We start from the raw sequence: 26,448 nt of genomic DNA, 5'->3' as shown, positions 1-26,448 counted from the left end.
CAAGCCCGGCCATGACGATGTGGCTGCACGCGAGCCATTCCCCTTCGCAGGATGCGTCAGCCCGATAATCCTTTTATGGTGACGGCACCCGACACCTTGCGAAAGATCCCCTGCCTTGACCCCCGACCTGCACCAGAAACTGACCGCGTGGCGGCGGCATCTTCACGCCCACCCGGAGCTGTCGCTCCAGGAGAAAGAGACCGCCGCGTTCGTGCAGGACAAGCTCACCGAGCTCGGCATTCCCTTCGAGGCTGGAATCGGCGGCCACGGCATCGTCGCGACCTTGAGGCGCGGCCACGCGCAGAGGCGGGTCGGCCTGCGCGCCGACATGGATGCGCTGCCGATCACCGAGGATACCGGCCTGCCCTATGCTTCGAAGACATCGGGCGTGATGCATGCGTGCGGCCATGACGGCCATACCGCCGCGCTGCTCGGCGCCGCGGCGCTGCTCGCCACTGATACCGATTGGAGCGGCACGGTCGACTTCATCTTCCAGCCGGCCGAGGAAGGCTTTGGCGGCTCGCGCGCGATGGTCGCGGCCGGGCTGTTCGATCGCTTTCCGATGGAGCGGATATTCGGTTTCCACAACTGGCCGGGCCTTGCCGCCGGCACCATCGCCGTGCACGACGGCGTGGTCATGGCCTCCGGCGGGCGCATCACCATCACGATCGAGGGCCACCCCGGGCACGCCGGCATGCCGCATCTGACCCGCGATCCCGTGGTGGCGGCCGGGCACCTCATCGTCGCGCTGCAATCGGTCACCTCGCGCGGCGTCGATCCGCTCGACACCGCCGTGCTGTCGCTCTGCACGATCGAAGGCGGCACCGCGCCGAACCAGATCGCCGGACGCGTCACCATCCGCGGCACGCTGCGCTATCACCGCGAAGCGGTCAAGGACGTCATCCTCGACGGCATCACGCGTACCTGCGCCGGGATCGCGACCAGCTTCGGCGTCAAGGTCACGCCCGAGATCGTCTGGGGTGTCGGCGTCGTGATCAACACGCCTGATGAGGCCGACCTCGCGCGCATCGCCGCAGAGAAGGTGCAGGCGCCGGTGCGGCGTGATCTCGCGCCGAGCATGGCCGGCGAGGATTTTGCCCATTATTTGCAGCAGCGGCCCGGCGCCTTCGTCTGGATCGGCAATGGCGAGTTGCGCGACGGCGCCGAGCTGCACGGCCCGCGCTACGATTTCAACGACGCGATCCTGCCCGTCGCCTCGCGCTGGATGGCCGAGGTCGCCAAGGCGGCGCTGGCGTCGAAATAACTTAGGAGATTTCGCGCGGCAGCTTCCAGTCCGGCCGCGGCGCGAATGTCTCGTCCACGCGCTCGACGTGATAGCCGGCGGGCAGAAGGTGGCCGCCCTCCTCGTCGGCAACGGGCACGTCGGTGACGAGGCCTTCGATCAAGGCGGCTTCCCACACTTCCTTCTCGGTCGGAAAGGGATTGCCGATCTGCTTGTCGCCTTCGAACAGCGCGTACATCGGTTCCGGTCCTCACCGTTGATGCTCACGAGAAACGTATCGGCCGCACGGACGTTCCCTCCGGCAAATGGCAACGGATGGTACGTGAAACATGGCGCGCGTTCTGATCGGAACTTCGGGCTGGCACTACGCCTCCTGGCGCGGCCCGTTCTTCCCCGAGGGCGTGACGCTGAAGCAGCAGCTTCGCTACTATGCCGGGCAGTTCGACACCACGGAGCTGAACGGGGTGTTCTACCGCACGCCGACGCCGGAGGCGGTGAAGGGATGGCGGGAGCAGACCGGCCGCGATTTCGTGTTCGCCTGGAAGGCGTCGAAATTCATCACGCACTGGAAGCGCCTGTCGGAGCGCTCCGTCAACAGCCTCGAGCTGCTGGAGGACCGCATCTCCAGGCTCGGCGGCAAGGCCGGCCCGATCCTGTTCCAGCTGCCGCCGCAATTCGAGGCGAATGCGGACCGGCTCGCCTCGTTCTTCAAGCTGCTGTCGCGAAAGCGGCGTTACAGTTTCGAATTCCGCCATCCGAGCTGGTATCAGCCGCGCATCCTGCGCATGCTGGCTGAGGAGAACATCTCGCTGTGCCTGTCCGATCATCACGACGCGCCGGCGCCGTGGAAGCGCACGGCGGATTTCGTCTATGTGCGCGGACACGGGCCAAGCGGGCGCTATCACGGGCACTATACCAAACCCACGCTGGCGCAATGGGCTAGGCGCATCAAGTCGTGGAAGCGGCAGGGCTGCGACGTCTATGTCTATTTCGACAACGACCAGAAGAGCGCAGCACCCGCCGATGCAAAGGCGTTGAAGCAGCTGCTGTGAGTTAGATGATGCCGCCTTGCCGGAGCGCCGCGATCTCGTCTGCATTGTAGCCGAGGTCGGCGAGGACGCGGTCGGTGTGCTCGCCGAGCGTCGGCGGACGGTGCGCGATCTCGCCCGGCGTTTCCGACAGCCGCACCGCGGCGCGGGCAACCGGGGCCTGCTTCGGCAGGCCGGGATAGTCGACGTCCTGCATGAAGCCGGCGGCGCGGATATGCGGATGATCCAACGCCTGTTGCGGCGAGAGCACGGGACCGGTCGGAATCATCGCCTGGCCCAGCGTGTCGACGGCCTCCTGCGTGGTGCGCTCGGCGCACCAGCGCGCCATCCGCTCGCTGATGATGCGGCCGTTATTGCCGCGGCTGATGTCGTCGGCAAAGCGCGGATCGTTCAGCCACACATCCTCCTCGCCCATCAGCCGCGCCCAGCGCTTGAACAGCGGATGGCCGGTGACCTGGCACAGCACCCAGCCGTCTTTGGTGCGGTAGATGTCGGCAGGTGCCGCGGTCTGACCGAGATTGCCGGTCGGCACGCGGTTGACGTCGATGACGGCCTGCTCGATCAGCGTGGCATTGGTGAAGGACAAAGCGGTTGCGAGCAGCGCACCCTCGACGATCTGCCCCCGCCCGGACTTGCCGCGCTCGATCAGCGCCGCGAGCGTGCCGAACGCGCAGTGCAGCGCAGTGCCGAAATCGACCCAGTTCACCGCGGCGCGGTACGGCGGATCCCCGCTGCCGGTCATGTAGACCGAGCCCGACATCACCTGGCCGACGCCGTCGAAGCCGACGCGGTCGGACCACGGGCCCGGCCCGCCGAACGCGGTCGCCGTGGTCAGGATGATGTCCGGCTTGATCGCCTTCAGCGATTCGTAGTCGAGCTTCATCGCGCTCAGGGTCTGCGGCGGCAGGTTGGCGACCACGACGTCCGCGGTCGCGATCAGGCGGCGCATCACCTCCTGGCCTTCCGCCTTCATTGGATCGAGTGTGATGCCCTTCTTGTTGCGGTTGATCTGGAGGAACAGCGCGCCCTCGCCGCCTTCGCCCACCGGCGCGACGAACCGATCCTCGCTGCCGTCGCGCTTCTCGACCCGGATGACCTCGGCCCCGAACTCGGCCAGCAATGTCGCGCAATAGGGCCCGGCGATATAGCGCCCGAAATCGAGCACGCGCACGCCCTCCAAGACTCCTCCCATCGCACCCTTCCCTGTTTTTTTGCAGATTACAGGGACTGGCCGCCAGGGCAAGTTGGGAAGCGCGCATGCGATTTTCATCGTCACATCGCGAACGCCTCGATGAAGCCGCCGTTCGTGTACCCGCCTTGAGGTTCCCGCTCGCTATTGCTGCGGGGCGGAGCCCTTGCTCCTGTGCATGAACGCCATCATCTCCTCGAAAGTGAGCTTGCCGTCCTTGTCGCGATCCATTGCCTTGAAAATGCGTTCATGGGCGACCTGAAACTCGGGCAGCGAGACGTTCCCGTCTCCATCAGCATCCATCAGCGCGTAGACGATGCGGAAGACGACCGGCGGCTCCATGGCGGCACCGCCCATCGCGCCATGCCCTTTCATTCCTTGTCCCATCATTCCTTGTCCCATCATCCCGCGCCCCATCATTCCCATCATGTCTCCACCGCGCATCGGGCTCTGCCGCTCGGCGGATGGGTTGGCAGGAGAACTCGACTGCGGGGATGCCGGCGTCTGCTCCTGTCCGGGATGATGACCTTGATGGTCCGCTGGCGATTGAGCCAGAGCTGGCTGGCCCAGGATGGCGAGCAGCAACGCTGCAGCAACGGTTCGACCTAGCATGACGCTTCCTCCGGCCTTGATGTCGGTCCGACGAGCTTGCCGAACGTCATCGGAATTATCTTGAGCCAAGTCAAAAAGGCGGGCTGGTGGGCCAGGTTTCACCCCGCCCGTGCGGAGGAAGCGGCGCGGTCACCGACGGAAACTCGACGGCCGGAGACTATGCGTTAAGATGCGACCGGTTCGTCCCCCAGCGAGAAGTGCACACCCATGCCGCAGCAATTCGATCGGTCCGCAGAAGATCTCGGCAACGCCATCCATTTCGAGCACGTCAACATCCAGGTCCCGGACCAGCGCCTCGCCACGCTGTTCTACGTCGCCGGGCTCGGGCTCACCCGCGATCCCTATCTGATGGTGTCCGACACCAACATGTGGATCAATGCCGGGCGGAGCCAGTTTCATCTGCCGAGCGGCCGGCCGCAGGTGCTGCGCGGACATATTGGCCTCGTCATCGAAGGCCGCGAGGCGCTGCTGGCGCGGCTTGCAACGGTCGCGAAGAAACTCGAGGGCACCGCGTTCGCATTCACCGAGCATAACGACCATGTCGAGGCGGTCTGCCCCTGGGGTAACCGTTTGCGCTGCTACGAGCCCGACGCGGCGCGGTTCGGCCGGATCGCGCTCGGCATTCCCTATGTCGAGTTCGACGTGCCTATGGGATCGGCAGCCGGCATCTGCGCCTTCTACCCTGAAGTCATGGGCATGCTCGCGAGCTTGCGGAACGGCGATGGCACTGTGGCCGCCGTGAAGACGGGCCGCAACCAGCATCTGCTGTTCCGCGAGACCGACCGGCCGCAGGCCGACTATGACGGCCACCACGTGCAGATGTACATCACCGACTTCTCCGGCCCCTACCGCAAGCTGCTTGCGCGCAGGCTGATCTCCCGCGAGGACAATCAATACCAATACCGGTTCTGCGACATCGTCGACCTCGACAGCGGCAAGCCGCTGTTTACGGTCGAGCACGAGGTGCGCTCAGTGACCCATCCGATGTTCATGCGTCCGATGGTCAATCGCAATCCGGCGCTCAACAACCGCAATTACGCGGTCGGCCACGACGAGTCGGCTTGGGCGATGGGGCCGGATCAGTACGAGGGATAATTCTCACGCGGCGCTTCCGTGCGCTTCACGCTACGGCAGATTGTCCCGCAGGAAAATGTCGATGCGGATGCGCTCCTGGTCGGGGCTGATCGGCTCGCCCGAACAATGGGCGAGCAGGACTCGCGCCGCAGACCGCGCCTCATGGCCGGCATCCTGGTTGATGACGGCGTCGAGCGTGCCGCGCACCAGGAAGCGCCTGGTGTGCTCGGTCAGCTCATGGGTGATCCAGACCACCTCGCGCGCGCGGCCCGAGGCCTCGAGCGCATCGGCGATGCCGCGGTTTCCGGCGCCGCAACAATAGATGCCGCGGAGGTCGGCATGGCGGGCGAGCAGCGCGGCCGTGAGGTCCCGGGTGCGGTCGCTGTCGTCGCGCCCCTCGATGACAGGCAGTGCGGACAGGCTCGCATACTCGCTCGACAGGATCTGGTGGAAGCCGAACTGCCGTTCGGTGTGATCGCGCAGCGACAACGATCCCGCAATCACGGCGACGGTGCCCTCGCGCCCGGCGAGGAAGCGTCCCATCAGCGTGGCGGCGGTGCGGCCCGCGGCCGGATTGTCGATCCCGACATAATGCACCCGGGACGAACTCGGCGCGTCCGACACCAGGGTGACCACGGCAACCCCGCGCGCGACGAGCTCGTCGATCGCGGCGCGCACCCGGGGATGATCGAGCGCGATGACGGCGACGCCCTGATAGGCCGGCGAGAGGTTCTCCAGCGCTCGGGCAAGGACATCGGGGTCGAACACGTCGACATGGTGGATGTCGATGAAGCCGCGATGGCCGGCGAGCCAGTCCGCGGTGCGCACGACCTGCTCGCTGAGGTTGGTCATGAAGCTGTTGCTGCCGGTCGGCAGCACGAAAGCGAAACGGAAGGTCTGCCCGCGGGCGAGCCGCGCCGCGGCAAGATCGGCGCGATAGCCGAGCTTTGCCACCGCGGCCTCGACACGGGCGACGGTTTTGGCGCGGACACCCTCGCGCCGGTTGACGACGCGATCGACGGTGGCGAGCGAAACGCCCGCGGCGCGCGCGACGTCCTCGAGCGTGGCCCGAAGCACCGGCTGGGTCGCGCCTTCAGTCATTCGCGCGCGGCCCACAGCATGCCGCGGGTCATCAACGTCCGGATCTCCGGCACGTCGAGCTCGTAGGCGCGGTGGCCCAGCGAGGAATAGAATACCCTCCCCGCGCCATAGCGCTTCTTCCACACCACGGGCATCACCACGCCCTCGATCCAGGGCGCGTGCTCACCGGTGAAGGTCGTCGTTGCCAGGACCTCGATGGCGGGATCGACATGCATGTAATATTGCTCAGACCGATGCTCGAAGCTCTTCAGACCCGTCATGATCGGATCGTCCGGCTTCGTCAAGTCGACCTTGTAGTCGATGATGTTGCCGGGATGGGCGACCCACTGCCCGCCGCACAGGAATTGGTAATCGACCGATTCGCGGAAGGCATCGCACATGCCGCCATGATGGCCGGCAAGCCCGACGCCACTGCGCACCGCATCGCAGAGGTTGAGCGCTTCCGCCTTCTCGATCTTGGACATCGTGTAGATCGGTATGATCAGCGACAGATCGTGGATCGCGGGATCGGCGAAGGCTGCCGTCGTGGTTTCGATCCGCACCTCGAAGCCCTCCGCCTTCAGCCAGCCACGGATCATCGACGCGCAGAGATCGGGATCGTGTCCCGGCCAGCCGCCCCATACAATCATTGCCTTGCGCATGGTCATTCCCTCAATCGATCTGTCCGGTTTCGCGTCCCGCCGGCAGCATCGCCGGCCGCTCGACGCGGCTCTCGATCTTGACGCGACGGCCCTCGTCGGCGGAAGTCTGGAACGCCTCCATCACCTCCAGCACGTGGAGGGCGAGCGCGCCGCTGGCGCGATGCGGCCGGTCGTTCAGGATCGCGCCAGCCATGTCGGCGACGCCGATCGAGCGGAACTCGCCCTCGACGTGACCGTGCGTCAGCGGCATCGCTTCCCATTCGCCGCCGGTTTTGGCCACCTGAACCTCGCCGCCGAAGCGATTTGGATCCGGCACCAGCATGCTGCCCTTGTCGCCGTAGATCTCGATCGGCGCATGCCGATGTTTCGGCACGTCGAAGCTCATCGTGATCGACACGACGGCGCCGCTTTCGAACTCCAGCGTCCCCGCGACATGGGTCGGGACCTCGACCGGAATCAGCGCGCCGTTCATCGGCTGGCTGGTGACGAGGCGCTCGTTCCTAGGGCGCGCGGTCGAGCCCATCACGCTGGCGACCGGGCCGAGCAATTGCACGAGATCGGTGATGTAATACGGCCCCATGTCGAGCATCGGCCCGCCGCCGCGCAGGTAATAGAAGCCGGGCGCCGGATGCCAGCGCTCGTGGCCGGGGCAGCCGAAGAAAACGCTGCCCGCGACTGGCGTGCCGATCGCGCCGTCGTCGATCAGCTTGCGCGCGGTCTGATGGCCGCCGCCAAGGAACGTGTCGGGCGCGCAGCCGACGCGCAGGTTCTTCTGCGCGGCAAGCTCCATGACCTTGCGCGCCTCAGCGACATTGATGCCGAGCGGCTTCTCCGAGTGAACGTGCTTGCCGGCGTTCAGCACCGCCAAACTGACATCGGTGTGGGCGAGCGGCACCGTGAGATTGACGATGATTTCGACGTCGTCTCGCTTCAACAATTGGTCGACCCGCATTCCCGGCAAGCCGAAGGCCGCGCCCTGGCGTTCCGCAATCTCGCTGCGCATGTCGGCGAGCGCCCTGACCTCCATGACCGGAAAGCGCTGGGCCGCCTTGAGATAGGCGGTGCTGATCACCCCGCAGCCGATGATTCCGATGCCGACTTTTCTCATGTTATCTCCTCAGAATACGGCTCATCCCTTGACCGCGCCCGCGGTGAGGCCGGCCACGATGTGCTTCTGCGCCAGCAGGAACAGAATGATCGTGGGCAGGATGGTGAGCGTGATGAAGGCCAGGATCAGGTGCCATTCGGACGAGTATTCGCCCTGGTAGACCATGATGCCGAGCGGCCAGGGATACAGCGCGTCGGTGTTCAGCATCACCAGCGGCAGCAGGTAGGCGTTCCAGCTGTTGACGAAGGTGATGGTGCCGACGGTCGCCAGGATCGGACGCGACAAGGGCAGCGTCACATAGCGGAAGAATTTGATGTAGCTGCAGCCGTCGACCAGCGCCGCCTCGAGCAGCTCATAGGGGATGTCCTTGAAGAAACGGCGTAGCAGCAGCACGCTCATGGCGAGGCTGAACGCCACCTGCGGCAGCGCGACGCCGAAATAGGTATCGAGCAGGCCGAGATCCCGCACCTTGATGAACAGAGGCAGCACGGCGGTCGCGGCGGGAAACAGCAGGCCCAGCGTCAGATAGCTGAGCAGCATCGATGAGCCGAAGAACCTGACATGGGCGAAGGTGAACGCGGCCATCGAAGCCGTGATCAGGGTCAGCGCCACCGCCAGCGTCGAGATGACAAGCGAATTGCGCAGCAGCTGCCAGTAGCGCGCCGAGAACAGGATGTCGGCGTAGTTCTGCCATTCCCATTGTGCGGGCAGGCCGAATGGATTGACACGGAGCTCGCCGAGCGACTTGAAGCCGCCGAGCAAGGTCGCGAGCAGCGGCACCAGGACGAAGATCGCGACCATGCCGAGGAACAGCGCCTTGAACAGCGCTGCGGGATCGAACGCGTTTCTGGCCCCGGCACTATTCATCGCGCATGAACCATCGCTTGTAAGTGAAGGCAAAGGTCACGCAGATCGCGAACAGGATGACGCCGATGGCGCTGCCATAGCCGACGCGCATGCGCGAGATGCCATTGTTGTAGAGAAAGCTCACCAACGTGTTGGAGGAATCGGCCGGTCCGCCGCGCGTCAGCGGCATGACGAGATCGAACAGCTGCAGCGATCCGATGATGGCGAAGAACACCGACAGGCGGATCGTCGGATAGAGCAAGGGGATCACGACGTGGCGCAGCGTCTGCGTCCGCGTCGCGCCGTCGATACGGGCGGCCTCGACCAGGTTTTTGTCGAGGCTCTGGAGCGCGGCGATGAACAGCATCATGTGGAAGCCGAAATATTTCCAGACCACCACGATCAGCACCGCCAGCATCGCCGTGTCGGTCGAGGCCAGCAGATGCGGAGGCTCGGCGCCGAAGGTGCGCCAGATCGAGGCGACGAGGCCGTAGTCGCCGTCATAGACGAAGCTGAAGATCAGGCCGGTTGCGATCTCGGCGAGGATATAGGGCATGAAGAACAGCATGCGCAGCGCCACGGCGCCACGAAAGCGTTCGGCCAGCATGAGGGCGAGCGTGAGCGCAAGCGGCAGCTGGACGGCGAGCGAAACGGCGATGATCAGCCCGTTGTTGCGCAGCGCGAGCCAGAAGGCCCGCGTCTCCAGCACGAAGCGGTAATTGTCGAAGCCGATCCAGTTCGTCGGCCTGCCGAACCCGTTCCAGTTGAAGCCCGAGTACCAGGCGGCCTCGCCGATCGGCAGCACCACGAACAGCGTGAACAGCAGCAGCGCGGGCGGCAGGAACAGGATCAGGACCGTGAAGCGGCCATCCCAGCCTGGGCCACGAATCCCGACCTGGGGGGCCGCCTCACCGGCAACGCCGATCGGCGACGACATCGCGATCCGTCGCGCCACCGGTCAGTTACCCTGCTTGTACGCCGCTTCGATGGCTTTCGCTGCGTTCTGCGGGCTCATGCTGCCGCCGGCGATCTCAGCCGTGACGTCGTTGACGACGCGGCCGACCGACGGGCCAAGGCTCTGGTCATAGAAGTTCTGGTGATAGTTGGACTTCGCCAGATTGGCCGCGATCTGCTTCATGAAAGCGCTGTTGAGACCGGCCTCGCCGCCCTTGACGACGGGAACGATGAAGTTGCCGGCGGCAAGCCGCGCCTGCACGTCCTTGGAGATAAAGAATTTCAGGAAGTCGGTGGCTTCCTTGGGCGCCCCTTTGGTGATCAACCAGCCGGTGATGCCGCCGAGCGTGTCTGACGGCTCGCCCTTGCCGCCGGGTACGACCGGAAAATCGAACCAGCCAAGCTTGTCGTCGCCGAGACCAACCTTGTCGGCGGCAAGCGCGCGCTGGGTGTGATAGAAGGACGAGATGGCCAGGATCATCGCGGCCTTGCCGTCGCCGAAATAGCCGACGGCCTGCGGATTCTTGAAGCCGAGGAAGCCGTTCTGGAAGGGCTGGAGATCGACCAGCTGCTTGAACAGCTCGCCGGATTTCTGAAAGGTTTCGCCGGCGAACCCGCCATTCTCACCCTTCAGTGCTGCATCGAAGGCTGGCTTGCCGCCGATGCGCACTGCGAGATGCGTCCAGTAAAAATGCAGCGGCCATTTATCGGCACCGCCAACCACAATCGGCGTCACGCCCGCGGCCCTCAGCGTTTTCACTGCGCCGAGCAGATCGTCCCATGTCTTGATCTTGCTCGGGTCGACATTCCCCTTGGCCATCAAGTCCTTGTTGTAGAGGAAGCCGACCTGCGAGAGCGCGGTCGGCAGGCCATAGACCTTGCCGTTGCTGGTGAAAGCCGCGAGCGCTGCCGGTGCGATCGTGTCGCTGTAGCCGCCGCTTTTCACGGAATCGGTGATGTCTGCCAGGACGTCGGCCTCGATCTGGGTCTTCAGCACTCCGCCGGCCCAGCTATAGATGATGTGCGGCCGATCCTTCGATTGCAGGATGGTCGGCAGCTTGGCCTTGTAGGCCTCGTTCTCGAGGAACTGCATCTCGACCTTCACACCGGGGTGCGACGCCTCATAGCTGCGTGCGACCTCCTCCCAGATCTTCACCTGGGCCGGGTTGACCTCGATGTGCAGCCATTTGACCGTGGTGTCGGCTGACGCGGAACTGGCCCAAAGCAGGCATGCGGCAGCGGCGAGTCCCAGTTTCCCGAGCAATCTCATCACATCCTCCCGACCGTCTTATTCTTTGACACAATCCTGCCCTCAATTTTTGAGGTGCGCAACACAAATTCTGATCTATGCACCTCACCAATGGAATGGCTATGGTTTGCGAAAGAGTCGACGCGGCCTGCCGCGCCGGCCGCAACAAACGAGGTGCCCATGGCTGCGATCTATTCCGACCTCGCCGGCAAGGTCGTACTCGTCACCGGCGGCGCAGCCGGAATCGGCGCTGCGATCGTGCGGCGCTTTGCGGAGCAGAAATCCAAGGTCGTGTTCTTCGACATCAAGGTCGAGGAGGGACAGCGCCTGGCGCGCGAGCTGTCCGAGCAGGGATTGGCTGCGCATTTCCAGCATGTCGATCTCACCGACATACCCGCGCTGCGTGCCGGCGTCGCCGAGGCACGCAAGGCTCATGGCCCGATCAACATCCTGATCAACAATGCCGCGCATGACGAGCGGCACAACACCGAGGAGATGACGCCGGACTATTGGGACGACCGCATCGCGGTGAACCTGAAGCACCAGTTCTTCGCATCTCAGGCCGTGTTGCCGGACATGAAGGCGGCCAATGCCGGCGCCATCGTCAATTTCGGCTCGGTGTCGTGGATCGCAGGACAAGGCGGCATGGCCGCCTACACCGCGAGCAAGTCAGGCGTGATCGGGCTGACGCGCTCGCTGGCGCGCGACTACGGCCCCTACAACATCCGCGTCAATGCGATCGCGCCAGGCTGGATCATGACCGAGCGGCAGCTCGAGAAATGGATGACGCCGGCCGGCGAGATCGAGTTGCAGCAGCGACAATGCCTGAAGCGCCGGCTCATGCCGGACGAGGTTGCGAAGTTCACCGTCTTCCTCGCCTCCGACGAGGCGTCCGCCTGCACCGCCCAGCACTATATCGTCGATGGTGGCTGGGTCTGAGATGCCTTGAGGATCCAGTCGGAAATCTGATCCGGGCGCGGCTGCGCGAAGCTCACGAAGTCAAGGACGCGATGGATCAGGCTGGTTGTGACCGGCTGGCGCCGTGGTCGCGCGTGGCCGACCGATGCCCCTCGCTCAAGGTCTTGCCGCTGGCGACATTGACGAAGTGCAGCGAGGCGCAAGCGGGACACCGGACCGGGACGTGCGTGTCCGCGGCGTCGGAGCCTGTGCCGGAAATCCAGTGCTGCACGTTCACGCCCGTGCGGGGGCATTTGAAGATGACGTTGCGCTCCATGCTGGAGATATGCGCCCGTCGCGGCGACCTGGAAATTGCGGGCCAATACTTACGCAGATGTCCTGAACGGATTGACGCGAGCAGCGGTGAAGACATCGCGCAGCGCTTGTAAGCAGGTTGCCGATCGAGAAGCGTTCGGTCGAATACCGCCGCCTCCTTTGAGCTGGATCAAGACATGTTTGCGACGCCGGCGATAGTCTTGTGTCGGCATCGGGAACGCTTTTTCGAGGTCCCCTTTGCCGGAGCGAGCGACGTTTGGATTTCGAGGCCTTCCCGGCGCCGCTTTCACGGAGAGTGCAGAAGACCGCGAACATGGAGCAGGCCGGAGAGCGGCTCCGCCGAAGAGTTCGATGGAACGAAGATCGGCAGCGCGGGTTTGCTGGACGAGTTCAGACCCTGGATGGAAGAGCCACGCGAACAATCGGCCTCGGCGCTCCCATCGAGCCCGAGGCCGATTTTCGTCGAAGCCAGTGCATGGTCTGGACAAGGGAGGATGCCGATCAGGAGAACCGACATGCTTGCCGACATTGACACCGACGATCTCACCGAGGTCGTGCGCTACGCCCTGGAGACGACCCGCGCGACGACGGCCTGCCCGTTCCATCGGGACGTGATCGTCCGCATCGGCGATGACGCCGCCGAGAGTCACGCCTTCGAGCGCGCCAAGCGAATCGTCAGATGCGACGGCGCCGAATGGAACAAGGAGGCTCTCAGGGCCGAGCTCGGCCGCCAGGTCGGCGCAGCCGCCGACGGCCGCTGCCCGAAGTGCGATCCGACCGCCTCGTGCACCTAGCGCGCCGCGATTTGCAAAATGTTGCGGCGCCATGCGTCGGCGACGAGCCATGCAGATCGACCCGCTCCGGCGACTTAACTTGTGTGAAGGCCGCAGATGGAATTGGCACCTAGCCTGAACGACGCGCGTCGTGCATCAGAGGTCAGACTTCCCGTGAAAGTGACAAAGCCGATCGCCTCGATCATGCGCGGGAGTTCCAAGACGGATCCTCCGTCGCCGGACGGGAACGACGAATGTCAGCTGCCGCCATCGGCCGAGAGGCGTCAGGTCGTCGATGAGTACGCCGAAAACTTGCGGAAGATCATCCGAAGACTGCTTGGAAGGCTGAACTGACAGCGCTTGCGGTCGTCCTTGAGCGCTTTGCGGCAAGGGATCAACTTGTCCGGCCCTTTGGCGTGCGATCGTGCTGCCGGTTCGCCTTTCCGGGCGAGCGCTACGGCCAAACCCCGCCGCCCGAAGGGGCAAGGGTGATACGAGCTTGCCCATCGTCTCAATGACAAGGACGTCGCATGCCTCAGTGCACCCCAACACCGAGCAGGCGCTCGACCATCTTGGGGTCGTCGCGCAAGTGCGCGCATTCCCCACTCCAGACCGCTTTGCCGCGTTCAACCACCATGACATGATCGGCAAAGCGCAGCGCTCGTTCGATCTGCTGCTCGACCAAAACGATGGTCATCTCACCAGAACTCGCCAGCGCGGTGATGATTTCCATGATCTGATCGCAGATCACCGGCGCGAGCCCCTCGAGCGGCTCATCCAAGAGGAGAACTGAAGGCCTTCCCAGCAGCGTCCTGGCGAGCGAGAGCATCTGCTGCTCGCCGCCCGATAGTTGCGTCCCGAAATGGCGTCGACGTTCGGCCAACCTCGGAAACATCACGTAGACCTCTTCAAGTGCCTCTCGACCTCGATCCTTGAGACCCGCGACCAGGTTTTCTTCCACCGTCAGCGACCGAAATATGTCGCGTGTCTGCGGTACGTAACCGAGACCTCGTTGAGCGCGTGTCGATGCCTTGGTGTCTGTGAGATCAGCCTCGCCCAGGAATACTTTTCCCCCATGATGGGTCGTCAGACCCATCAGCGATGCGAGCAAGGTCGTCTTGCCGACTCCGTTTCGACCAAGGACGCTGAGACGGCCTCCGGGCAAGACCTCGAACGACATGTGATCGATGATACGGGTGGGGCCATACCCGGCACTGAGACCTTTGACTTCAAGACGCGTGGCGGGCATCTGCGTAGCTACCTAGATAAGCTCGACGGACTTCCTGATGGTGCGTGACTTCTGCCGGATCGCCCTGGAAGATCAGCTTTCCGTTGGCGAGAACGAGCACACGGCGGGCAAATTTGAACACCAGGTCCATGTCATGCTCGATCATCAAGACCGCGATATCAGATGGCAATCTGTCGATCGCCTCGATGATCTTGGAGGACTCCTCCGACGGAACCCCTGCCGCGGGCTCGTCCAGGAGCAGGACCTTCGGCTCGAGAGCAAGCCCGATTGCCAGGTCAAGAAGGCGCTGCTGACCGTACGCCAGTTGCGAGACCTGCCTGTCGGCCAGATGGGCGATACCGAGCGTTCCAAGGGCCCGCTCCCACTCCCGACGAACGTCCGGCCGATCCATCGGGCAGGAAAATATGCTTCTCGTGAGCCCCTTTCGTTGCATCACGGCGAGCGCGACGTTTTGTGCGACCGTCAGGCTCTTGAAGAGCCTCGTGATCTGAAATGTCCGGATCAAGCCGGCGTCGACGCGATCGGAAATCGGTAGCGCGGTGACATCAACACCAGCGAGGTGGACGGCACCCTGTGAAGGGGTCAAGTCACCGGAGATGACGTTGACGAGCGTGGTTTTGCCCGCGCCGTTCGGGCCAATCAACGCGACCCTTTCTCCCTTCCCGATACTGAAGGAAATATCATCGTTGACCCGCATCCCGCCGAAGGACATCGAAACGTTTCGCAGTTCGAGCAGCGGCCGGCTCACGGGCGCCTCCTCATCACCGAGGCGGTGCGACCAGCAAGCAAGCCTCCAAGGGACACCAGGCCTTTCGGGGCGAACAAAACGACCGCGATCAGCAACGCACCGACCATGGTCATCCAATGGAATGGATTCGCAGCCGAGACGTAGTGCTCGAACACTTGAAAGACGATGGATCCGATCAGCGCGCCCCAGAGACTGCCTGCGCCACCCAGGACCAGCATGACGAGAGCTTCAGCCGACCGCTCAAATCCGATGCTATCCAGTCCCACGACGCCCGTATTGATGGCATTGAGAGCACCACCAATTCCGCCAACAACCCCCGACACGCCATACATCAGCACGAGCCGGGGATACACGCGGGCACCGATCATCCGAGCTCGCAGGCTGTCATCCTTGATTGCCTGACAAAGCAGGCCGAACGGAGAGTGCACGATTCGAAGCAGCACCACGAACACGACCATGAGCACCGCAACGGAGAACACGTAGCCGGTGCGACCGTACATGTCGAACGCGTAGACCCCGAAGACTCGTCCAGGCGAAATGCCGGACAATCCGTCGCTTCCGCCCGTCAGGCTGGACAGTTTGTTGGCCAGCGCCGCGACGAGCTGTCCGACGGCAATGGATAGCACGAGCTGGGGGAGACCCTTGAACCTCGTGACAAGGACGCCTGAGACCAGCCCCATCACGGCACCGGCCACCGCCCCCACGAGCAACAACAGCAGGGGGTCGGAATGTCCGGCAAGGCATGCGTTACCCACGACGTAGGCGCTCACACCGTAGATCGCAGCATGTCCAAGGGTGGCGACACCGCAATACCCCGTGACCAGATCGAGCGACAGCACCAGAAGCGTGATGCTGATCAGTCGCGTCAGAAACGCGAGGTCATCCGGAAAAAGCGTGTAACCGAGCACTCCGAGCGCCAGCGTGATTGCGACAGCGCGCAGCTCAAGCGGCACGGAAAAACGCGGCGGGCTCACGCCATCGACCATGGCTCGATCGGTCACGTCAGTGCCTCCTGCCCAAAAGGCCGTTCGGGAACAGAAACACGACCAGGATGACCGCAAGATAGAAGAAGAACTCACCATATTCGGGTGCAAGATACTTGCCGGTCGTGTCCGCGAGGCCAAGCAATATCGATGCCGCCACGGCGCCCGGGATCGATCCTGCCCCGCCGACCGAGACGACGACAAGGAACGTCACCATATATCTGAGCGCGTAAAAAGGTTCGACGGGCAACAGTTCGGCGCCCACCACGCCCCCGAACGCCGCCAGGCCGACCGCAAGCGCGAAGGTCGCGGAAAAAAGGATCTGCGTCTTGATTCCGAGCGACTCGGCCATGTCACCGTTGTCGACCGCGGCACGCAGCCGGATCCCGAACTCGGTGCGGTCGATCAGTAGCCAGAGCAAGCCCGCGGTGCACACTCCGCAAATCGTCACGAAAATCCGATGAGCCGGGATCATTCGGAAGCCGAGATCGACGGGACCGCTCAGCAGCGGAGGCAGCGGAATGGATTTGGTTGTCGGGCCAAGAATGTAGTTGGCAACGCCGATGATGACGAACGCGATGCCGATCGTGAGCAATATCTGGGTCAGCTCATCGGACTTGCGATAAATCCGGCGGTAGAGAAGAAACTCGAGCGGAAAGGCGATCGCGATGGTGCCGAGGACCGCTAGGACAATCGCGAGTGGATATCCAACTCCCGCGTTCTTGAGCGCAAAAGACGCGAGATATCCCCCGATCATCGCAAATGCGCCATGAGCAAGGTTCACGACCCTCATCAGGCCCATCATGATGGACAGCCCGATGGAGATGATGAAGAGCACCATGCCGTACGAGAGGGCATCTAGCCCGATGCTGAGACCCGTCCACGCCATTAGTTGAATGCTTCCGCGGCTTTTCGGATCTGGAGCCGCTCGGCAGCCAGCCCGAACAGGTGGATGTGCGCGTCCGTCAAGCCGGGTATCATCCGGTCGCTGGCATCGCCATAGATGCGACCGTTGACGAAGCGAATAGACTGCGACCGACCACTCATTCCGGGCCCTTATCCGACACGATGAAGAGATTGCTCGCGAGATTTACATCGCGAGCGATCCGCCCTAGTTCTTCGCCAGGCCCCAGTCCGGCTGCGCATCGAACGTTTGCAGTTCCTTGTTGAGGAGCTTGCCGTCCTGCTTCACGACTTCGCGCAGATAAACGTTCTGACGAATATGCCGGGTATCCGGGTCGATCGACACGGGGCCGCGCGGACTGACCCATTTCATGCCCTTCACGGCCGCAAGGGCTTTGTCCGGATCCTTTTGACCGTTCGTGGCCTCAACCATCTTGTAGATGAGCCGAGCACCGTCATAGGCCGCGACCGACGCCATGGTGATGTCGTCAGCCTTGGCGCCAGCCTTGATCAGATCGGCCAGGAAGGCTTTGTTCTCTGAAGAGTCATGCGAGACCGCGTAGTGGTAAGTCGACAGGATGCCTACGCCGCTGTCACCGATAGTCGGAAGATCGGGCTCGGTCACGACATCACCCGTGGACAACAACTTCACGCCAGACGCTTTCAGTCCATTGTCGATATAGGCCTTGACGAACCCCAGGGTCGGCGGACCGGCCGGCAAGAACGTGAAGATCATGTCAGCGCCGGAATCCTTGATCCTTTGCATGATCGGGCCGAAATCGGTCGTATTGAGCGGCATCCTGATCGATTGGACGATAGTGCCTCCATCTGCCTCGAACGTCTTTTTGAAGGCTGATTCGGCATCGATGCCGGGGCCGTAATCGCTGACGGCGATCGCCACCTTCTTGGCCGCTCTGGCCTTCGCCACCTTCGCCGCGGGGACCGTATTCTGCCACATCGTAAAGGACGTCCGCACGATGTAGGGGCTCTTCTCGACGATCGCGGACGTCGCGGCGTTCATGACGATCATAGGCACCTTCGCTTCCTCGAGAAGCGGAGCGACGGCCAGGGCGTCCGGAGTGAAGTACAGTCCCGCGATGTACTGAACCTTCTCCTTGACGATCAACTCCTGAGCCAATGATTTCGACTTGGCGGGGTTCGGCGATTCTTCGTCGCGATAGACAAACTCGATCTGATGATCGCCCACTTTCGATCCATGCTTGGCCACCCAGGCGTCAATGCCGTACTTGAAGTTCTGGCCGAACAAGGCATACGGACCGGACATGGTGCCGATGATACCCACCTTGATGGTGTCGCACTGCGCCGGCGACATCCAGGCAGTGGCAATCGCGACGGCCCCAACAAGTCCAAACCTCAAGCTCATATCTCTCTTCTCCCGCTTCGGTGATGCTGTTTCAGAACATTTCGAAATATTCTCGCTGCTCCCACTCGGTGACCGTCGATTGGAAGCGCTCAATTTCCGCGTTCTTGATGAAAACGTAGTAGTCGACGAATTTCTCTCCCAGAGCCTCGCGGAAGAAGGGGTCATCGCGTAACGCGAACACCGCCTCGCGCAAGGAGGTCGGCAGGAGGTTCGCCTTGGTCTCGTAGGGGGTGTCCGCCGACGGACCGGGATCGAGCTGGCGATCAATGCCGTTGAGGCCGGCCAGAATCTGCGACGCCATGTAAAGATAGGGGTTTGCGGCCGGCTCGCCGATCCTGTTTTCGAGCCGGGTGGCTTTGTCGTCGGGACCGCCCAGCACGCGGATCATGACGCCCCTGTTGTCGCGTCCCCAGATCGCCCGATCCGGAGCCAGCGAGTAGGAACGGTAGCGTTTGTAGCCATTGATCGTCGGCGTCGAGAAGACCGCGGATGCCCTGGCATGCTCCAGCAGCCCGGCCATATAGTGCTTGCCAAGGTTCGACAGGCCGGCCGGTTCGCTGGTCATGAACGCGTTGACGCCGTCTGTTCGGGAGACCAGCGATTGGTGAAGGTGCCACCCCGATGACATCACGTTCGGTATCCGCGGCCGGCACATGAAGGTCGCGTGATAGCCGTGGCGGTTGCAGATCTGCTTCACTGCCGTACGAAACAGCACCATGGTGTCCGCCGGCTCAATGCCGACGGTGGGCTGGAACACGAACTCGCACTGGCTCGGCCCGTATTCCAACTCGATCGACCGAAGCGGCAAGCCCAGCGCCACAATGTTTTGCCTGATCAGCTCGAGCGCAGGCTCCATCTGGTCGTAACGTTGCTCCGTCAGGTACTGATAGCCCTGCGAAAGCAGGCTGACCTCCGGAGGCTCACCCGGTTGGCCGGGACTGCCGGCGTCCCAAGGCGCCAGTCGGGGATTCTCGACTCTGAAGATGTGGCATTCGACCTCGAGGCCCGCTTTGAAATCATAGCCCCGGTCCTTGAGCTGCCCCAGCACGGATTGATACAGGCCCCTGGAGGCGAAGGGCACGGGTCGTCCGTCGGAGAAGTAGAGGTCGCAAAGCACCCACCCGGTTTTTGATGCCCAGGGGAGAACCTTGAAGGTGGTGGGATCAGCGACCATCAAGATGTCGCCTCCCCCCTGCATCTCGTGCATCCCGAACCCGCCGCCAGCGGTGAAGACGGGAAACACCGTGCGGTGAGAGGTATCTTTCGCGAGCAATGTCGTCGTTATCGAGCAGCCGCTCTCGATCGACGAGAGCGCCTCGGAAGCGACCAGCGCCTTGCCGCGCAAGATGCCGTGCTGGTCCGGAAAGGAGAGCCGGATCGTATGCAACTCCTGCTCCTCCGCCATCCGCCGCATGCGGATGGCAGCCTCCTTCTGTTCGGACGACCAGAGACCGTGCTTTTCGACGAAACTCAACGACATCTCCTTTGCTGAGCTGGGCGGCCTGGCTTATTCGGCGGCGGTCAGGTGAGGCACCTTCTTGGCGAGCTCGGCGGGCACCGGCGCGGCCCAGGGAGCGCCCCGACGACGCTTGACGTCCACTTCCATCCAGTAGGTTTCCCAGCCCTTCGTCGGACCGATGCCGTCCATTGTGGCCGGCCCCTGGATGCTGCGCGCGCTGGCAGCGTCGAGGAACAACAGCGGCTTGCCCCCGGAGGCCACCTTCTCGATCTCCTGGCGAAGCAGCCGGCGGTACTGAATGATCGCCTTGTCGGATTGCCCGAGATGCTCACGCGTCCGGTCCTGAATAGCGCCCATCGACTCGACGGCCCACTGGTCGTGGACGTTGATGTCCGCGCCCATGCCGGTGTAAGTCTCGGTCGCCTGCTCGTGCGGGTCGAAGCCGTAGTCGTTCGACTTGTTCTTCCGCGAGCGGTATTCCGGCAACTCGTAAAGCTCGAGGCGCTGCGCGCGCATTTTCGCCTTGTCGACGGGCGCGGCGTAGCTGGTGAAAATCGCATACCAATAGCAATTCACGTCGTCGACGGGCACGTGCCACTGGGTAATCGTCATCTCCGTGCTCATCGGAATGACGAACGCATGCGGGAATAGCTGGTTGGTGACGCGAACGTGGGTGCGCTGCTCGTCGATTTCTCGCAAGGCGATGAGCCGCAGGCCGTATTCGGTGTGCTCGACGTTGATGATCGGCCGGTCGTACTCGCGCAGGACCTTCGTCATGGGCATTTCCGAGTCGGCCGACGCACCGCGAAACTGCTTGCCATAGGCCGCCGATGTATCCTCATCCTCGAAGAACCGGTGAAGGAACGATGCGTGGGCCGGGTCGATGCCGACTTCCAGCGCCTGCAGCCAATTGCATTCGATCAGGCCCTTGAAGGCGAAGGTGTATTCGTCCGGCGCCGCGAAGCAGTCGATCTCCGGAAACGCGGGCGGCTCGCCTTCACCCAAATACGCCCACAGGATTCCACCCTTCTCCACGACGGGGTAGGACCGCTGCTTGATATTTTTGCAGAGCGAGGAGTTTGCAGGCTCGGCGGGCGTCTCGAGACACTGTCCCGTGACGTCGAACAGCCACCCGTGGAAGGCGCAGCGCAGGCCACCGTTCTCGAGCCGGCCGAAGGCAAGGTCGGCGCCCCGATGCGGGCAGTCGCGATCGAGCAGGCCATAGCGCCCCGTTTCGTCCTTGAACAGAACGAAGTTCTCGCCGAGAAGCTTGACGGCCTTGATGGGGCGCCCCTCCGCGAGTTCGTCGACGAGCGCAGCAGGCTGCCAATACATCCGCATCAGCTTTCCCGCAGGCGCCTTCGGTCCGACGCGGGTAATAAGGTCGTTCTGCTCTTGGCTCATCATGACTTGGATCTCCTCTCTCGGCTTCGAGATGCGTCCTCATGCTATCGGGACGCAGACTAACGCTGAAACACGATCTTGCCGCCGACGATCGTCAGGTCGGCTTTGATGTCTTTGATCTGCTCCTCGGGGACCGTCATGAGGTCCGCCGACAACACGGTCAGGTCCGCGAGTTTTCCGGCCTCGATCGTCCCCTTCTCGTTCTCTTCGAACATATAGTGCGATGCCGCGCTGGTGTAGAGGCGCAGCGCCTGCTCGCGGCTGACGGCTTCGTTCGCTCCATAAACGCGTCCGGCGAGATCCTTGCGGGTTACCATGACGTAGATGTTGATGAAGGGATTGATCGTGTTCACCGGGAAGTCGGTGCCTGCGCCGAGGCTGTTCAGCCCCACCTTCTCGATGAGAGTTTTCGTGGGCACGGCCCGATTGGCGACCGCCGCACCCAGGAAGCGCTCGACGGTGGCCGCCTTGTCCCACATGAAAACGTTCTGGAGGTCGACTCTGACACCGAGGCGTTTCGCGCGCTCCATTTGCTCGGGCACTATCAAGCTTCCATGGATCAGGACGAAACGCCGGTCCTTGATCGATTTCTCCTTGTCGGCCGCTTCGAATGCATCAAGGACGTAGTCGATGCCCTTGTCGCCGACAGCATGGACACCCACGCGCCAATTGTGGCGATTGCAAATGGACACCAGCTCCTTGAGGCGTTCCGGCGATTGCTGGGCAATGCCGTGGTAGTCATCATGCGAGTCCGGATAGGCCTCGCGCATAAGCGCCGTCTTGAGCGTCATGCCGCCATCGTAAAGGATCTTGATTCCGGCGAACTTCAGCCAGTCATCGCCAAAGCCGGAGGAGGCGCCGTTGCCTCGCATGATGGCCTCCCAGGCCGCGTTCTCGGCGGGGGGCTCCGGGCGCCACATGAGACCGACCCGTAGCGTTGCTTCACCGGCCTGCGCCACGCGCTGCAGGGCCGCGATGTCCCTGGGCGAGGTGGCCCCTTCTACGGCGCTGGTGATCCCGAACGAGTTCAGCACACCTTCCGCGAGCTTGAATTGGCGAAACTCGTCGTCCGCCGTCCACTCCGGAACGGTCTTTTCGACCTGATCGATCGCCGTCTCGACCAGAACGCCGGTCAGGTCACCGGCACTGTCGCGCTCAAACGATCCGCCGCTTGGGTTTGGCGTGGCCTTGGTTACGCCGGCCTTCTCGAGCGCCATCGAATTGGCCATCGAGAAGTGGCCAACGGTCCGGAGATAGACCGGATTGTTCGGCGCGACGCCGTCGATTTCCTGGCGTGTCAGGTAACGCTTTTCCGCGAGCTGTGACGGGGGATGCCAGGCGCTTCCGATGATCCACTCGCCGGGCTTTTTCTTCGCCACGAACTGCTTGATGCTTGCGAGGGCATCCGCAACAGTCTTGGCGCCGCTCATGTTGACGACGTAGTCGGACAGACCGGCAGCCTTGAAATGCGCGTGCGTGTCGATCAGCCCGGGAACGACAGTCTTGCCCTGCAAGTCGATCGTGCGGGTGCGATTTCCGGCCAACGCCTTGATCGTCGCCGCGTCTCCTACGGCCAAGATTCGTCCGTCGCGAACGGCAAGCGCTTCCGCAACCTTTGACTGACCGTCCATGGTGAGAATCTTGCCGTTGATTAAGGCAAGCGAGGGAGCATTGGCCTCCTGCTGCTGGGCAAACGCCGCGCCTGATGTCAGCACCACTCCCACGATCGCTGTCGTCAGCTTCATTGCATCCTGCCCTGTCGTTCGGTAGTCGAACATTAGTTCGATATCGTTCAGAATGACTCCAATGTGACGGGCAAGCAAGCAAAATATTTCCGCATAACTTGCCTGATGGAACCGCAGCGGCGGCCAACAGGTCGGGATTGAGGGTCCGCCAGAACTGCTGTAACCGTTTAGCGAACTTATGTTCTCAGATCGAACAAACTTAGGAAACGGAGGTCGGATGCCGCGAGTGAGATTTGTCCAGCAGGACGGCAGCGGAAAATCCATCGAGGTCGGACGCGACGTGAGCGTGATGCTCGCGGCCGTCCGCAACGGTATTCACGGCATCGACGGCGAATGCGGCGGCTGCCTCGATTGCGCGACCTGTCACGTCTACGTCGATGAAAAACAAGCAAGCTCTGTCCCTCAGCCGAGCGAAGAAGAGCTCGAGTTGCTGTCCGCCGTCTCGGGAGAGCGAAAGCCGAACAGTCGGCTGAGTTGCCAGCTGAAGGTGCCCGCCCCTCTCGACGAGCTGGTGGTCCATGTGCCGGCGAGGCAATCATGACAGGACTGGTCATCATCGGCGCATCATATGCGGGGGTTCAAGCCGCTCTCACGGCTCGTGAGGCCGGCTATTCTCAGCCCATCACCATCGTGTGCGACGAAGAGTGGCTGCCCTATCAGAGGCCGCCGCTATCCAAGGACTTCCTTCTCGGGCGCATCAGCGAGCAAAATCTGATCTTGCGCGACGAGACTTTCTTCGAAGGCAAGCAGATCAATCTCGTTCTTGGGCAGCGCGCCACGCTGCTCGATTTGCACGCGCGACAGGTCACTCTGGCCGGCGGCAACGCTTTGAAGTTTGAAAAACTCCTCTTCGCCACGGGCTCGCGCGCGCGGCGCATCGCGGTTGAAGGCGCGGACTTCGATGGAATTTTCTATCTGCGTTCGGTGACCGATGCGATCGACCTGAAGGCAGGTCTGGCCAATGCTGCGGAGATTGTCATCGTCGGGGGCGGCTTCATAGGGCTGGAAGTTGCGGCCTCCGCGGCAAAGCTGGGCAAGAAGGTCACCGTCGTGGAAGCAAGCAGCCGCCTGCTTGAACGTGCCGTCTCGCCGGTCTTGTCGACCTTTCTTCTTGATACGCATTTGCGGGCTGGCGTCGACGTGATGCTCGACGAAACGGTTGCTTCCTTCAAAGGAAACGATCGAAAAGTTTCCGCTGTCGTGCTGGGCAACGGTGCCGTTGTCCACGCCGACCTGGTGCTGGTGGGGATTGGTGGTGTCGCCAATGACGAGATCGCGCGCTCGGCGGGGCTTAGATGCACGAATGGAATTGTCGTTGACGCGCACGGACAATGCGAAACATCGGACATTTTCGCGGCCGGTGACTGCGCCAACCACTTCAACCGCTTTTGCGAAAGCTGGGTGAGATTGGAATCGGTGCAAAACGCCCAGGATCAAGCGAAGGCCGCTGGACTGGCGATCGCCGGCGCTCGAGCGCCCTATGAGAATGTGCCGAGGTTCTGGTCCGACCAATATGACGTCAAGCTGCAGATCGTCGGGCTGGCCGGACGATATGATCGGCAGGCGGTCCGAGGTTCGGTCGACGACGGAAGATTCTCGGTCTTCTACTATCGCCAGGGCCGATTGGTCGCGGTGGACAGCGTCAACCGGCCAGGCGAGCAAATGGCAGCCCGACGCCTGATTGCGGCGGGAATCTCCCCTGCACCGGAGCAAGCCGCAGACTCTTCCTTTGACCTCAAATCCCTGGTGACAGCCGGAGACAAGGCTGGCGCCTAGCGCGCGGATTTGTGATGGTTCTCGCTTTCGAGAGGCCACTGAGAGGGACCGCCCAATAGAATGCCGAGGCTGAAGCGTACGGAAGAAGAGGAAAAGGCGCGGGAGGGCAGCGAGTTCATCGAGACCCTGGATCGGGGTCTTCGCGTGATACAGTCGTTCGGTATCGATCGCCGTCCAATGACCCTCAGCGACCTCTCCAAGAGCGCGAATCTTCCGCGGGCGACGGTGCGCCGGATTCTGATGACCCTCGTAAAATCCGGATTCGTCGCGGGCAACGAGCGGTTGTTTTCGCTAACGCCCAGAGTGCTGCTTTTGGCTTCGGCCTATTTGGCGTCGAACCAAATCAGCACCGTGATGCAGCCGTTGATGGACGAGGTCGCCGGCAAGGCCAGGGAGGTCTGCTCCCTTGCGGTCCTGGATGGCGAAGAGGTCGTTTTCATCGCCCGCTCGAGTCCGGCGCGGGTATTTTCGACCGGACTGGACATAGGATATCGGCTGCCGGCTTTCTGCACGTCGGTGGGACGCGTTCTGCTGGGCAGATTGGCAAACGACGAGCTGACGAGAACGGTCGACGGCATGAAGCTGGCGGCTCTGACCCAGTCGACGCTGGTCGACAAATCGGCAGTGATTGCGACGATCATTGCCGACCGCACCAAAGGGTATAGCCTTGTCGATCAGGAAGCCGAAGAGGGCTTTCGGTCGATATCGGTGCCAATTCGCCGCTACGATGGCGCCGTCATCGCGGCCGCAAATATCGGCGCTCATGTCGATCGCATCACGACCGGTGAGATGATCGATCGCTTCCTGCCTCTCCTCAAGGAGATGTCCCTCGCCGCGCAGCCCCTGCTCGTCTGAGAAGCTGCCGTCTTTTGGCGAGCACCCGTCATTTTAGCCGTTTCTTGTAGGCGACCGGGTCCATGTCACGGACATCCACGCTTATGCTGGCCACATCCGGGCATCGCTCTGTCATCGTCCGTCGAAGGCTCGTACTCAGCTCGACCTTCTGGTCGGGCGATCGACCTTCGAGCAAATAGACAGACAGATGCACGAAGCTGTCACGCTTCCCGGCAACCAGGAAATCGTTGTAGACGCACGCGCGCACCTTGACGTCCTCCGCCTTCATGATACCCGTTCGCCAAGCGGCTTCAAAGAGCGCTTCCATCAAGCCTGTTACGTCGTCGCGAGCGAGCGCCCCTTCCGAATATTCGATCACCAAGTGCGGCATGACGTTGTTCTCGTTTTAGGTGGCGTTCATGAGATGACCTCACCGTCGTAGACCGTTCGCCCCTCAACGTCGCCATCTTTGTCGCGGCGGGTCATGGTTCGCATGGGGAAGGCCCGGTCGGCGGAATCTTTGCCGAGAAACGCCCTGTGCAGCGCAGAGCTGTGCAGCAGCTCCCCAGCCGGGCCGGGTCCGTGGGTGATTTCAGGCTGGGCGGAAGATCTGGCTGGGGCGGGAGGGATCGAACCTCCGAATGGCGGAATCAAAATCCGCTGCCTTACCGCTTGGCTACGCCCCAACAGACGACGAACGGAACGGGCAGAACCGGCACCCGCAGATTCCCGTCGGTCGCAGCCGGTCTATAGGGAGCGGCGCGGCATTTCAACCGCCTGGAGGGGCAAAAAGGGCCCGGCGGCCGACACTCTATTCTGGGCTCCGACGGCCCTGCCCGTTCCGGCCAGCCCATCCGGCGTCCCGGCAGTTGAGACCGCTCCCGTTTCATG

General features: G+C 62.7%; 28 protein-coding genes and 1 tRNA gene. 8 read left to right on the top strand and 21 right to left on the bottom strand.

The genetic code is table 11. The features are described from left to right. The first annotated feature begins 115 nt into the window (after nucleotides 1–115). The gene (locus I6F09_RS10965; RefSeq protein WP_225188040.1) at nucleotides 116–1,264 is read left to right on the top strand and encodes an amidohydrolase; all 1,149 of its coding nucleotides are present in this window, start codon (nucleotides 116–118) and stop codon (nucleotides 1,262–1,264) included. Nucleotide 1,265: 1 nt separating this feature from the next. Here I6F09_RS10965 and I6F09_RS10960 read toward each other — a convergent pair whose 3' ends face one another. Further along, complete coding sequence (locus I6F09_RS10960; protein WP_036004204.1) at nucleotides 1,266–1,481, bottom strand: hypothetical protein; 216 nt, start codon at nucleotides 1,479–1,481, stop codon at nucleotides 1,266–1,268. A gap of 91 nt (nucleotides 1,482–1,572) precedes the next feature. Here I6F09_RS10960 and I6F09_RS10955 point away from each other — a divergent pair, with 91 nt between their 5' ends. Continuing rightward, nucleotides 1,573–2,295, top strand: coding sequence for a DUF72 domain-containing protein (locus tag I6F09_RS10955; RefSeq protein ID WP_225188039.1), 723 nt, complete (start codon nucleotides 1,573–1,575; stop codon nucleotides 2,293–2,295). Between the two features lies 1 nt (nucleotide 2,296). On the opposite strand, the gene I6F09_RS10950 is transcribed toward I6F09_RS10955, so the two are convergent. After that, nucleotides 2,297–3,484 (bottom strand): CoA transferase, encoded by a 1,188-nt coding sequence (locus I6F09_RS10950; RefSeq protein WP_225188038.1) that lies wholly within the window; start codon nucleotides 3,482–3,484, stop codon nucleotides 2,297–2,299. 141 nt (nucleotides 3,485–3,625) lie between these two features. Next, the gene (locus I6F09_RS10945; RefSeq protein WP_036004194.1) at nucleotides 3,626–4,093 is read right to left on the bottom strand and encodes an EF-hand domain-containing protein; all 468 of its coding nucleotides are present in this window, start codon (nucleotides 4,091–4,093) and stop codon (nucleotides 3,626–3,628) included. 207 nt (nucleotides 4,094–4,300) lie between these two features. On the opposite strand from I6F09_RS10945, the gene I6F09_RS10940 reads away from it, so the two are divergent. Then, complete coding sequence (locus I6F09_RS10940) at nucleotides 4,301–5,188, top strand: hypothetical protein (RefSeq protein ID WP_225188037.1); 888 nt, start codon at nucleotides 4,301–4,303, stop codon at nucleotides 5,186–5,188. Between the two features lie 30 nt (nucleotides 5,189–5,218). Here I6F09_RS10940 and I6F09_RS10935 read toward each other — a convergent pair whose 3' ends face one another. Genes I6F09_RS10935 through I6F09_RS10910 form a run of 6 tightly spaced genes read right to left on the bottom strand, consistent with a single transcriptional unit; the run spans nucleotide 5,219 to nucleotide 11,087 of the window. After that, nucleotides 5,219–6,268, bottom strand: coding sequence for a LacI family DNA-binding transcriptional regulator (locus I6F09_RS10935; protein ID WP_225188036.1), 1,050 nt, complete (start codon nucleotides 6,266–6,268; stop codon nucleotides 5,219–5,221). Beyond that, nucleotides 6,265–6,909 (bottom strand): ThuA domain-containing protein, encoded by a 645-nt coding sequence (locus I6F09_RS10930; RefSeq protein ID WP_036004213.1) that lies wholly within the window; start codon nucleotides 6,907–6,909, stop codon nucleotides 6,265–6,267. Before I6F09_RS10930 ends, I6F09_RS10935 begins: the two co-directional genes overlap by 4 nt. Before the next feature lie 10 nt (nucleotides 6,910–6,919). Next, nucleotides 6,920–8,017 (bottom strand): Gfo/Idh/MocA family oxidoreductase, encoded by a 1,098-nt coding sequence (locus tag I6F09_RS10925; protein WP_225188035.1) that lies wholly within the window; start codon nucleotides 8,015–8,017, stop codon nucleotides 6,920–6,922. Nucleotides 8,018–8,038: 21 nt separating this feature from the next. Continuing rightward, nucleotides 8,039–8,884: a carbohydrate ABC transporter permease gene (locus I6F09_RS10920; RefSeq protein ID WP_225188034.1), complete on the bottom strand. Its 846-nt coding sequence runs from the start codon at nucleotides 8,882–8,884 to the stop codon at nucleotides 8,039–8,041. Continuing rightward, complete coding sequence (locus I6F09_RS10915) at nucleotides 8,877–9,818, bottom strand: sugar ABC transporter permease (RefSeq protein WP_225139672.1); 942 nt, start codon at nucleotides 9,816–9,818, stop codon at nucleotides 8,877–8,879. Before I6F09_RS10915 ends, I6F09_RS10920 begins: the two co-directional genes overlap by 8 nt. Before the next feature lie 3 nt (nucleotides 9,819–9,821). Next, complete coding sequence (locus tag I6F09_RS10910) at nucleotides 9,822–11,087, bottom strand: extracellular solute-binding protein (protein ID WP_225134205.1); 1,266 nt, start codon at nucleotides 11,085–11,087, stop codon at nucleotides 9,822–9,824. A 159-nt stretch (nucleotides 11,088–11,246) separates the two neighbouring features. Between I6F09_RS10910 and I6F09_RS10905 the strand changes: the two genes are divergently transcribed. Then, on the top strand, nucleotides 11,247–12,005 hold the full coding sequence (locus I6F09_RS10905) for an SDR family NAD(P)-dependent oxidoreductase (RefSeq protein ID WP_057026998.1): 759 nt from the start codon (nucleotides 11,247–11,249) through the stop codon (nucleotides 12,003–12,005). A 76-nt stretch (nucleotides 12,006–12,081) separates the two neighbouring features. Here I6F09_RS10905 and I6F09_RS10900 read toward each other — a convergent pair whose 3' ends face one another. Beyond that, nucleotides 12,082–12,300, bottom strand: coding sequence for a hypothetical protein (locus I6F09_RS10900; protein WP_225188033.1), 219 nt, complete (start codon nucleotides 12,298–12,300; stop codon nucleotides 12,082–12,084). A 514-nt stretch (nucleotides 12,301–12,814) separates the two neighbouring features. Here I6F09_RS10900 and I6F09_RS10895 point away from each other — a divergent pair. Then, nucleotides 12,815–13,093, top strand: a complete 279-nt coding sequence (locus tag I6F09_RS10895; RefSeq protein ID WP_225188032.1) for a hypothetical protein — start codon at nucleotides 12,815–12,817, stop codon at nucleotides 13,091–13,093. A 514-nt stretch (nucleotides 13,094–13,607) separates the two neighbouring features. Here I6F09_RS10895 and I6F09_RS10890 read toward each other — a convergent pair. The 9 genes from I6F09_RS10890 to I6F09_RS10850 all read right to left on the bottom strand — a co-directional run bounded on the left by I6F09_RS10890 (nucleotide 13,608) and on the right by I6F09_RS10850 (nucleotide 22,980). Next, entirely contained in the window at nucleotides 13,608–14,321 is a 714-nt protein-coding gene (locus I6F09_RS10890) for an ABC transporter ATP-binding protein (protein ID WP_057026842.1), read from the bottom strand. After that, entirely contained in the window at nucleotides 14,302–15,033 is a 732-nt protein-coding gene (locus tag I6F09_RS10885; RefSeq protein ID WP_225188191.1) for an ABC transporter ATP-binding protein, read from the bottom strand. Before I6F09_RS10885 ends, I6F09_RS10890 begins: the two co-directional genes overlap by 20 nt. Nucleotides 15,034–15,065: 32 nt before the next feature. Next, nucleotides 15,066–16,055 (bottom strand): branched-chain amino acid ABC transporter permease, encoded by a 990-nt coding sequence (locus I6F09_RS10880; protein WP_036026083.1) that lies wholly within the window; start codon nucleotides 16,053–16,055, stop codon nucleotides 15,066–15,068. A 16-nt stretch (nucleotides 16,056–16,071) separates the two neighbouring features. Next, on the bottom strand, nucleotides 16,072–16,941 hold the full coding sequence (locus I6F09_RS10875) for a branched-chain amino acid ABC transporter permease (RefSeq protein ID WP_036004151.1): 870 nt from the start codon (nucleotides 16,939–16,941) through the stop codon (nucleotides 16,072–16,074). Then, the gene (locus I6F09_RS10870) at nucleotides 16,941–17,099 is read right to left on the bottom strand and encodes a hypothetical protein (RefSeq protein WP_225139674.1); all 159 of its coding nucleotides are present in this window, start codon (nucleotides 17,097–17,099) and stop codon (nucleotides 16,941–16,943) included. The genes I6F09_RS10875 and I6F09_RS10870 overlap by 1 nt, the downstream gene beginning before the upstream one ends. 64 nt (nucleotides 17,100–17,163) lie before the next feature. Then, the gene (locus tag I6F09_RS10865) at nucleotides 17,164–18,288 is read right to left on the bottom strand and encodes an ABC transporter substrate-binding protein (RefSeq protein ID WP_225134249.1); all 1,125 of its coding nucleotides are present in this window, start codon (nucleotides 18,286–18,288) and stop codon (nucleotides 17,164–17,166) included. A gap of 82 nt (nucleotides 18,289–18,370) precedes the next feature. Beyond that, a complete protein-coding gene (locus tag I6F09_RS10860) occupies nucleotides 18,371–19,813 on the bottom strand; it encodes a glutamine synthetase family protein (protein ID WP_225171675.1) in 1,443 nt (480 codons plus the stop codon). Between the two features lie 33 nt (nucleotides 19,814–19,846). After that, the gene (locus tag I6F09_RS10855) at nucleotides 19,847–21,205 is read right to left on the bottom strand and encodes an aromatic ring-hydroxylating dioxygenase subunit alpha (protein WP_036026089.1); all 1,359 of its coding nucleotides are present in this window, start codon (nucleotides 21,203–21,205) and stop codon (nucleotides 19,847–19,849) included. A 56-nt stretch (nucleotides 21,206–21,261) separates the two neighbouring features. Further along, on the bottom strand, nucleotides 21,262–22,980 hold the full coding sequence (locus I6F09_RS10850) for an amidohydrolase (RefSeq protein ID WP_225188031.1): 1,719 nt from the start codon (nucleotides 22,978–22,980) through the stop codon (nucleotides 21,262–21,264). A 145-nt stretch (nucleotides 22,981–23,125) separates the two neighbouring features. Here I6F09_RS10850 and I6F09_RS10845 point away from each other — a divergent pair, with 145 nt between their 5' ends. From I6F09_RS10845 to I6F09_RS10835, 3 genes are read left to right on the top strand one after another with little or no spacing between them, the layout of a single operon-like run. Beyond that, nucleotides 23,126–23,488: a 2Fe-2S iron-sulfur cluster-binding protein gene (locus I6F09_RS10845; RefSeq protein WP_346730114.1), complete on the top strand. Its 363-nt coding sequence runs from the start codon at nucleotides 23,126–23,128 to the stop codon at nucleotides 23,486–23,488. Continuing rightward, the gene (locus I6F09_RS10840) at nucleotides 23,485–24,723 is read left to right on the top strand and encodes an FAD-dependent oxidoreductase (RefSeq protein WP_225188029.1); all 1,239 of its coding nucleotides are present in this window, start codon (nucleotides 23,485–23,487) and stop codon (nucleotides 24,721–24,723) included. The genes I6F09_RS10845 and I6F09_RS10840 overlap by 4 nt, the downstream gene beginning before the upstream one ends. A gap of 60 nt (nucleotides 24,724–24,783) precedes the next feature. Then, nucleotides 24,784–25,578 (top strand): IclR family transcriptional regulator C-terminal domain-containing protein, encoded by a 795-nt coding sequence (locus I6F09_RS10835; protein WP_109144609.1) that lies wholly within the window; start codon nucleotides 24,784–24,786, stop codon nucleotides 25,576–25,578. 28 nt (nucleotides 25,579–25,606) lie between these two features. Here the strand turns inward: I6F09_RS10835 and I6F09_RS10830 are convergent, their stop codons facing one another. Continuing rightward, nucleotides 25,607–25,948, bottom strand: a complete 342-nt coding sequence (locus tag I6F09_RS10830) for a 5-carboxymethyl-2-hydroxymuconate Delta-isomerase (RefSeq protein ID WP_036004140.1) — start codon at nucleotides 25,946–25,948, stop codon at nucleotides 25,607–25,609. 220 nt (nucleotides 25,949–26,168) lie between these two features. Continuing rightward, nucleotides 26,169–26,243, bottom strand: a tRNA-Gln gene (locus I6F09_RS10825). Nucleotides 26,244–26,448: the final 205 nt, after the last annotated feature.

Origin of the sequence: Bradyrhizobium sp. IC3195 (assembly GCF_020193585.1) — a bacterium.
Taxonomy (GTDB): Bacteria; Pseudomonadota; Alphaproteobacteria; order Rhizobiales; family Xanthobacteraceae; genus Bradyrhizobium; species Bradyrhizobium yuanmingense.
Note: the sequence above shows the minus strand (reverse complement) of the source record. Positions and strands in the feature narration are given on the sequence as shown.

Bases quoted from the DNA above. Each gene is read 5' to 3' on its own strand.
- I6F09_RS10960 (WP_036004204.1), bottom strand. From the start codon at position 1,481: ATGTACGCGCTGTTCGAAGGCGACAAGCAGATCGGCAATCCCTTTCCG.
- I6F09_RS10955 (WP_225188039.1), top strand. From the start codon at position 1,573: ATGGCGCGCGTTCTGATCGGAACTTCGGGCTGGCACTACGCCTCCTGG.
- I6F09_RS10950 (WP_225188038.1), bottom strand. From the start codon at position 3,484: ATGGGAGGAGTCTTGGAGGGCGTGCGCGTGCTCGATTTCGGGCGCTAT.
- I6F09_RS10945 (WP_036004194.1), bottom strand. From the start codon at position 4,093: ATGCTAGGTCGAACCGTTGCTGCAGCGTTGCTGCTCGCCATCCTGGGC.
- I6F09_RS10940 (WP_225188037.1), top strand. From the start codon at position 4,301: ATGCCGCAGCAATTCGATCGGTCCGCAGAAGATCTCGGCAACGCCATC.
- I6F09_RS10935 (WP_225188036.1), bottom strand. From the start codon at position 6,268: ATGACTGAAGGCGCGACCCAGCCGGTGCTTCGGGCCACGCTCGAGGAC.
- I6F09_RS10930 (WP_036004213.1), bottom strand. From the start codon at position 6,909: ATGCGCAAGGCAATGATTGTATGGGGCGGCTGGCCGGGACACGATCCC.
- I6F09_RS10925 (WP_225188035.1), bottom strand. From the start codon at position 8,017: ATGAGAAAAGTCGGCATCGGAATCATCGGCTGCGGGGTGATCAGCACC.
- I6F09_RS10920 (WP_225188034.1), bottom strand. From the start codon at position 8,884: ATGAATAGTGCCGGGGCCAGAAACGCGTTCGATCCCGCAGCGCTGTTC.
- I6F09_RS10910 (WP_225134205.1), bottom strand. From the start codon at position 11,087: ATGAGATTGCTCGGGAAACTGGGACTCGCCGCTGCCGCATGCCTGCTT.
- I6F09_RS10905 (WP_057026998.1), top strand. From the start codon at position 11,247: ATGGCTGCGATCTATTCCGACCTCGCCGGCAAGGTCGTACTCGTCACC.
- I6F09_RS10900 (WP_225188033.1), bottom strand. From the start codon at position 12,300: ATGGAGCGCAACGTCATCTTCAAATGCCCCCGCACGGGCGTGAACGTG.
- I6F09_RS10895 (WP_225188032.1), top strand. From the start codon at position 12,815: ATGCTTGCCGACATTGACACCGACGATCTCACCGAGGTCGTGCGCTAC.
- I6F09_RS10890 (WP_057026842.1), bottom strand. From the start codon at position 14,321: ATGCCCGCCACGCGTCTTGAAGTCAAAGGTCTCAGTGCCGGGTATGGC.
- I6F09_RS10885 (WP_225188191.1), bottom strand. From the start codon at position 15,033: ATGTCCTTCGGCGGGATGCGGGTCAACGATGATATTTCCTTCAGTATC.
- I6F09_RS10880 (WP_036026083.1), bottom strand. From the start codon at position 16,055: ATGGTCGATGGCGTGAGCCCGCCGCGTTTTTCCGTGCCGCTTGAGCTG.
- I6F09_RS10875 (WP_036004151.1), bottom strand. From the start codon at position 16,941: ATGGCGTGGACGGGTCTCAGCATCGGGCTAGATGCCCTCTCGTACGGC.
- I6F09_RS10870 (WP_225139674.1), bottom strand. From the start codon at position 17,099: ATGAGTGGTCGGTCGCAGTCTATTCGCTTCGTCAACGGTCGCATCTAT.
- I6F09_RS10865 (WP_225134249.1), bottom strand. From the start codon at position 18,288: ATGTCGCCGGCGCAGTGCGACACCATCAAGGTGGGTATCATCGGCACC.
- I6F09_RS10855 (WP_036026089.1), bottom strand. From the start codon at position 21,205: ATGATGAGCCAAGAGCAGAACGACCTTATTACCCGCGTCGGACCGAAG.
- I6F09_RS10850 (WP_225188031.1), bottom strand. From the start codon at position 22,980: ATGTTCGACTACCGAACGACAGGGCAGGATGCAATGAAGCTGACGACA.
- I6F09_RS10845 (WP_346730114.1), top strand. From the start codon at position 23,126: ATGTTCTCAGATCGAACAAACTTAGGAAACGGAGGTCGGATGCCGCGA.
- I6F09_RS10840 (WP_225188029.1), top strand. From the start codon at position 23,485: ATGACAGGACTGGTCATCATCGGCGCATCATATGCGGGGGTTCAAGCC.
- I6F09_RS10835 (WP_109144609.1), top strand. From the start codon at position 24,784: ATGCCGAGGCTGAAGCGTACGGAAGAAGAGGAAAAGGCGCGGGAGGGC.
- I6F09_RS10830 (WP_036004140.1), bottom strand. From the start codon at position 25,948: ATGCCGCACTTGGTGATCGAATATTCGGAAGGGGCGCTCGCTCGCGAC.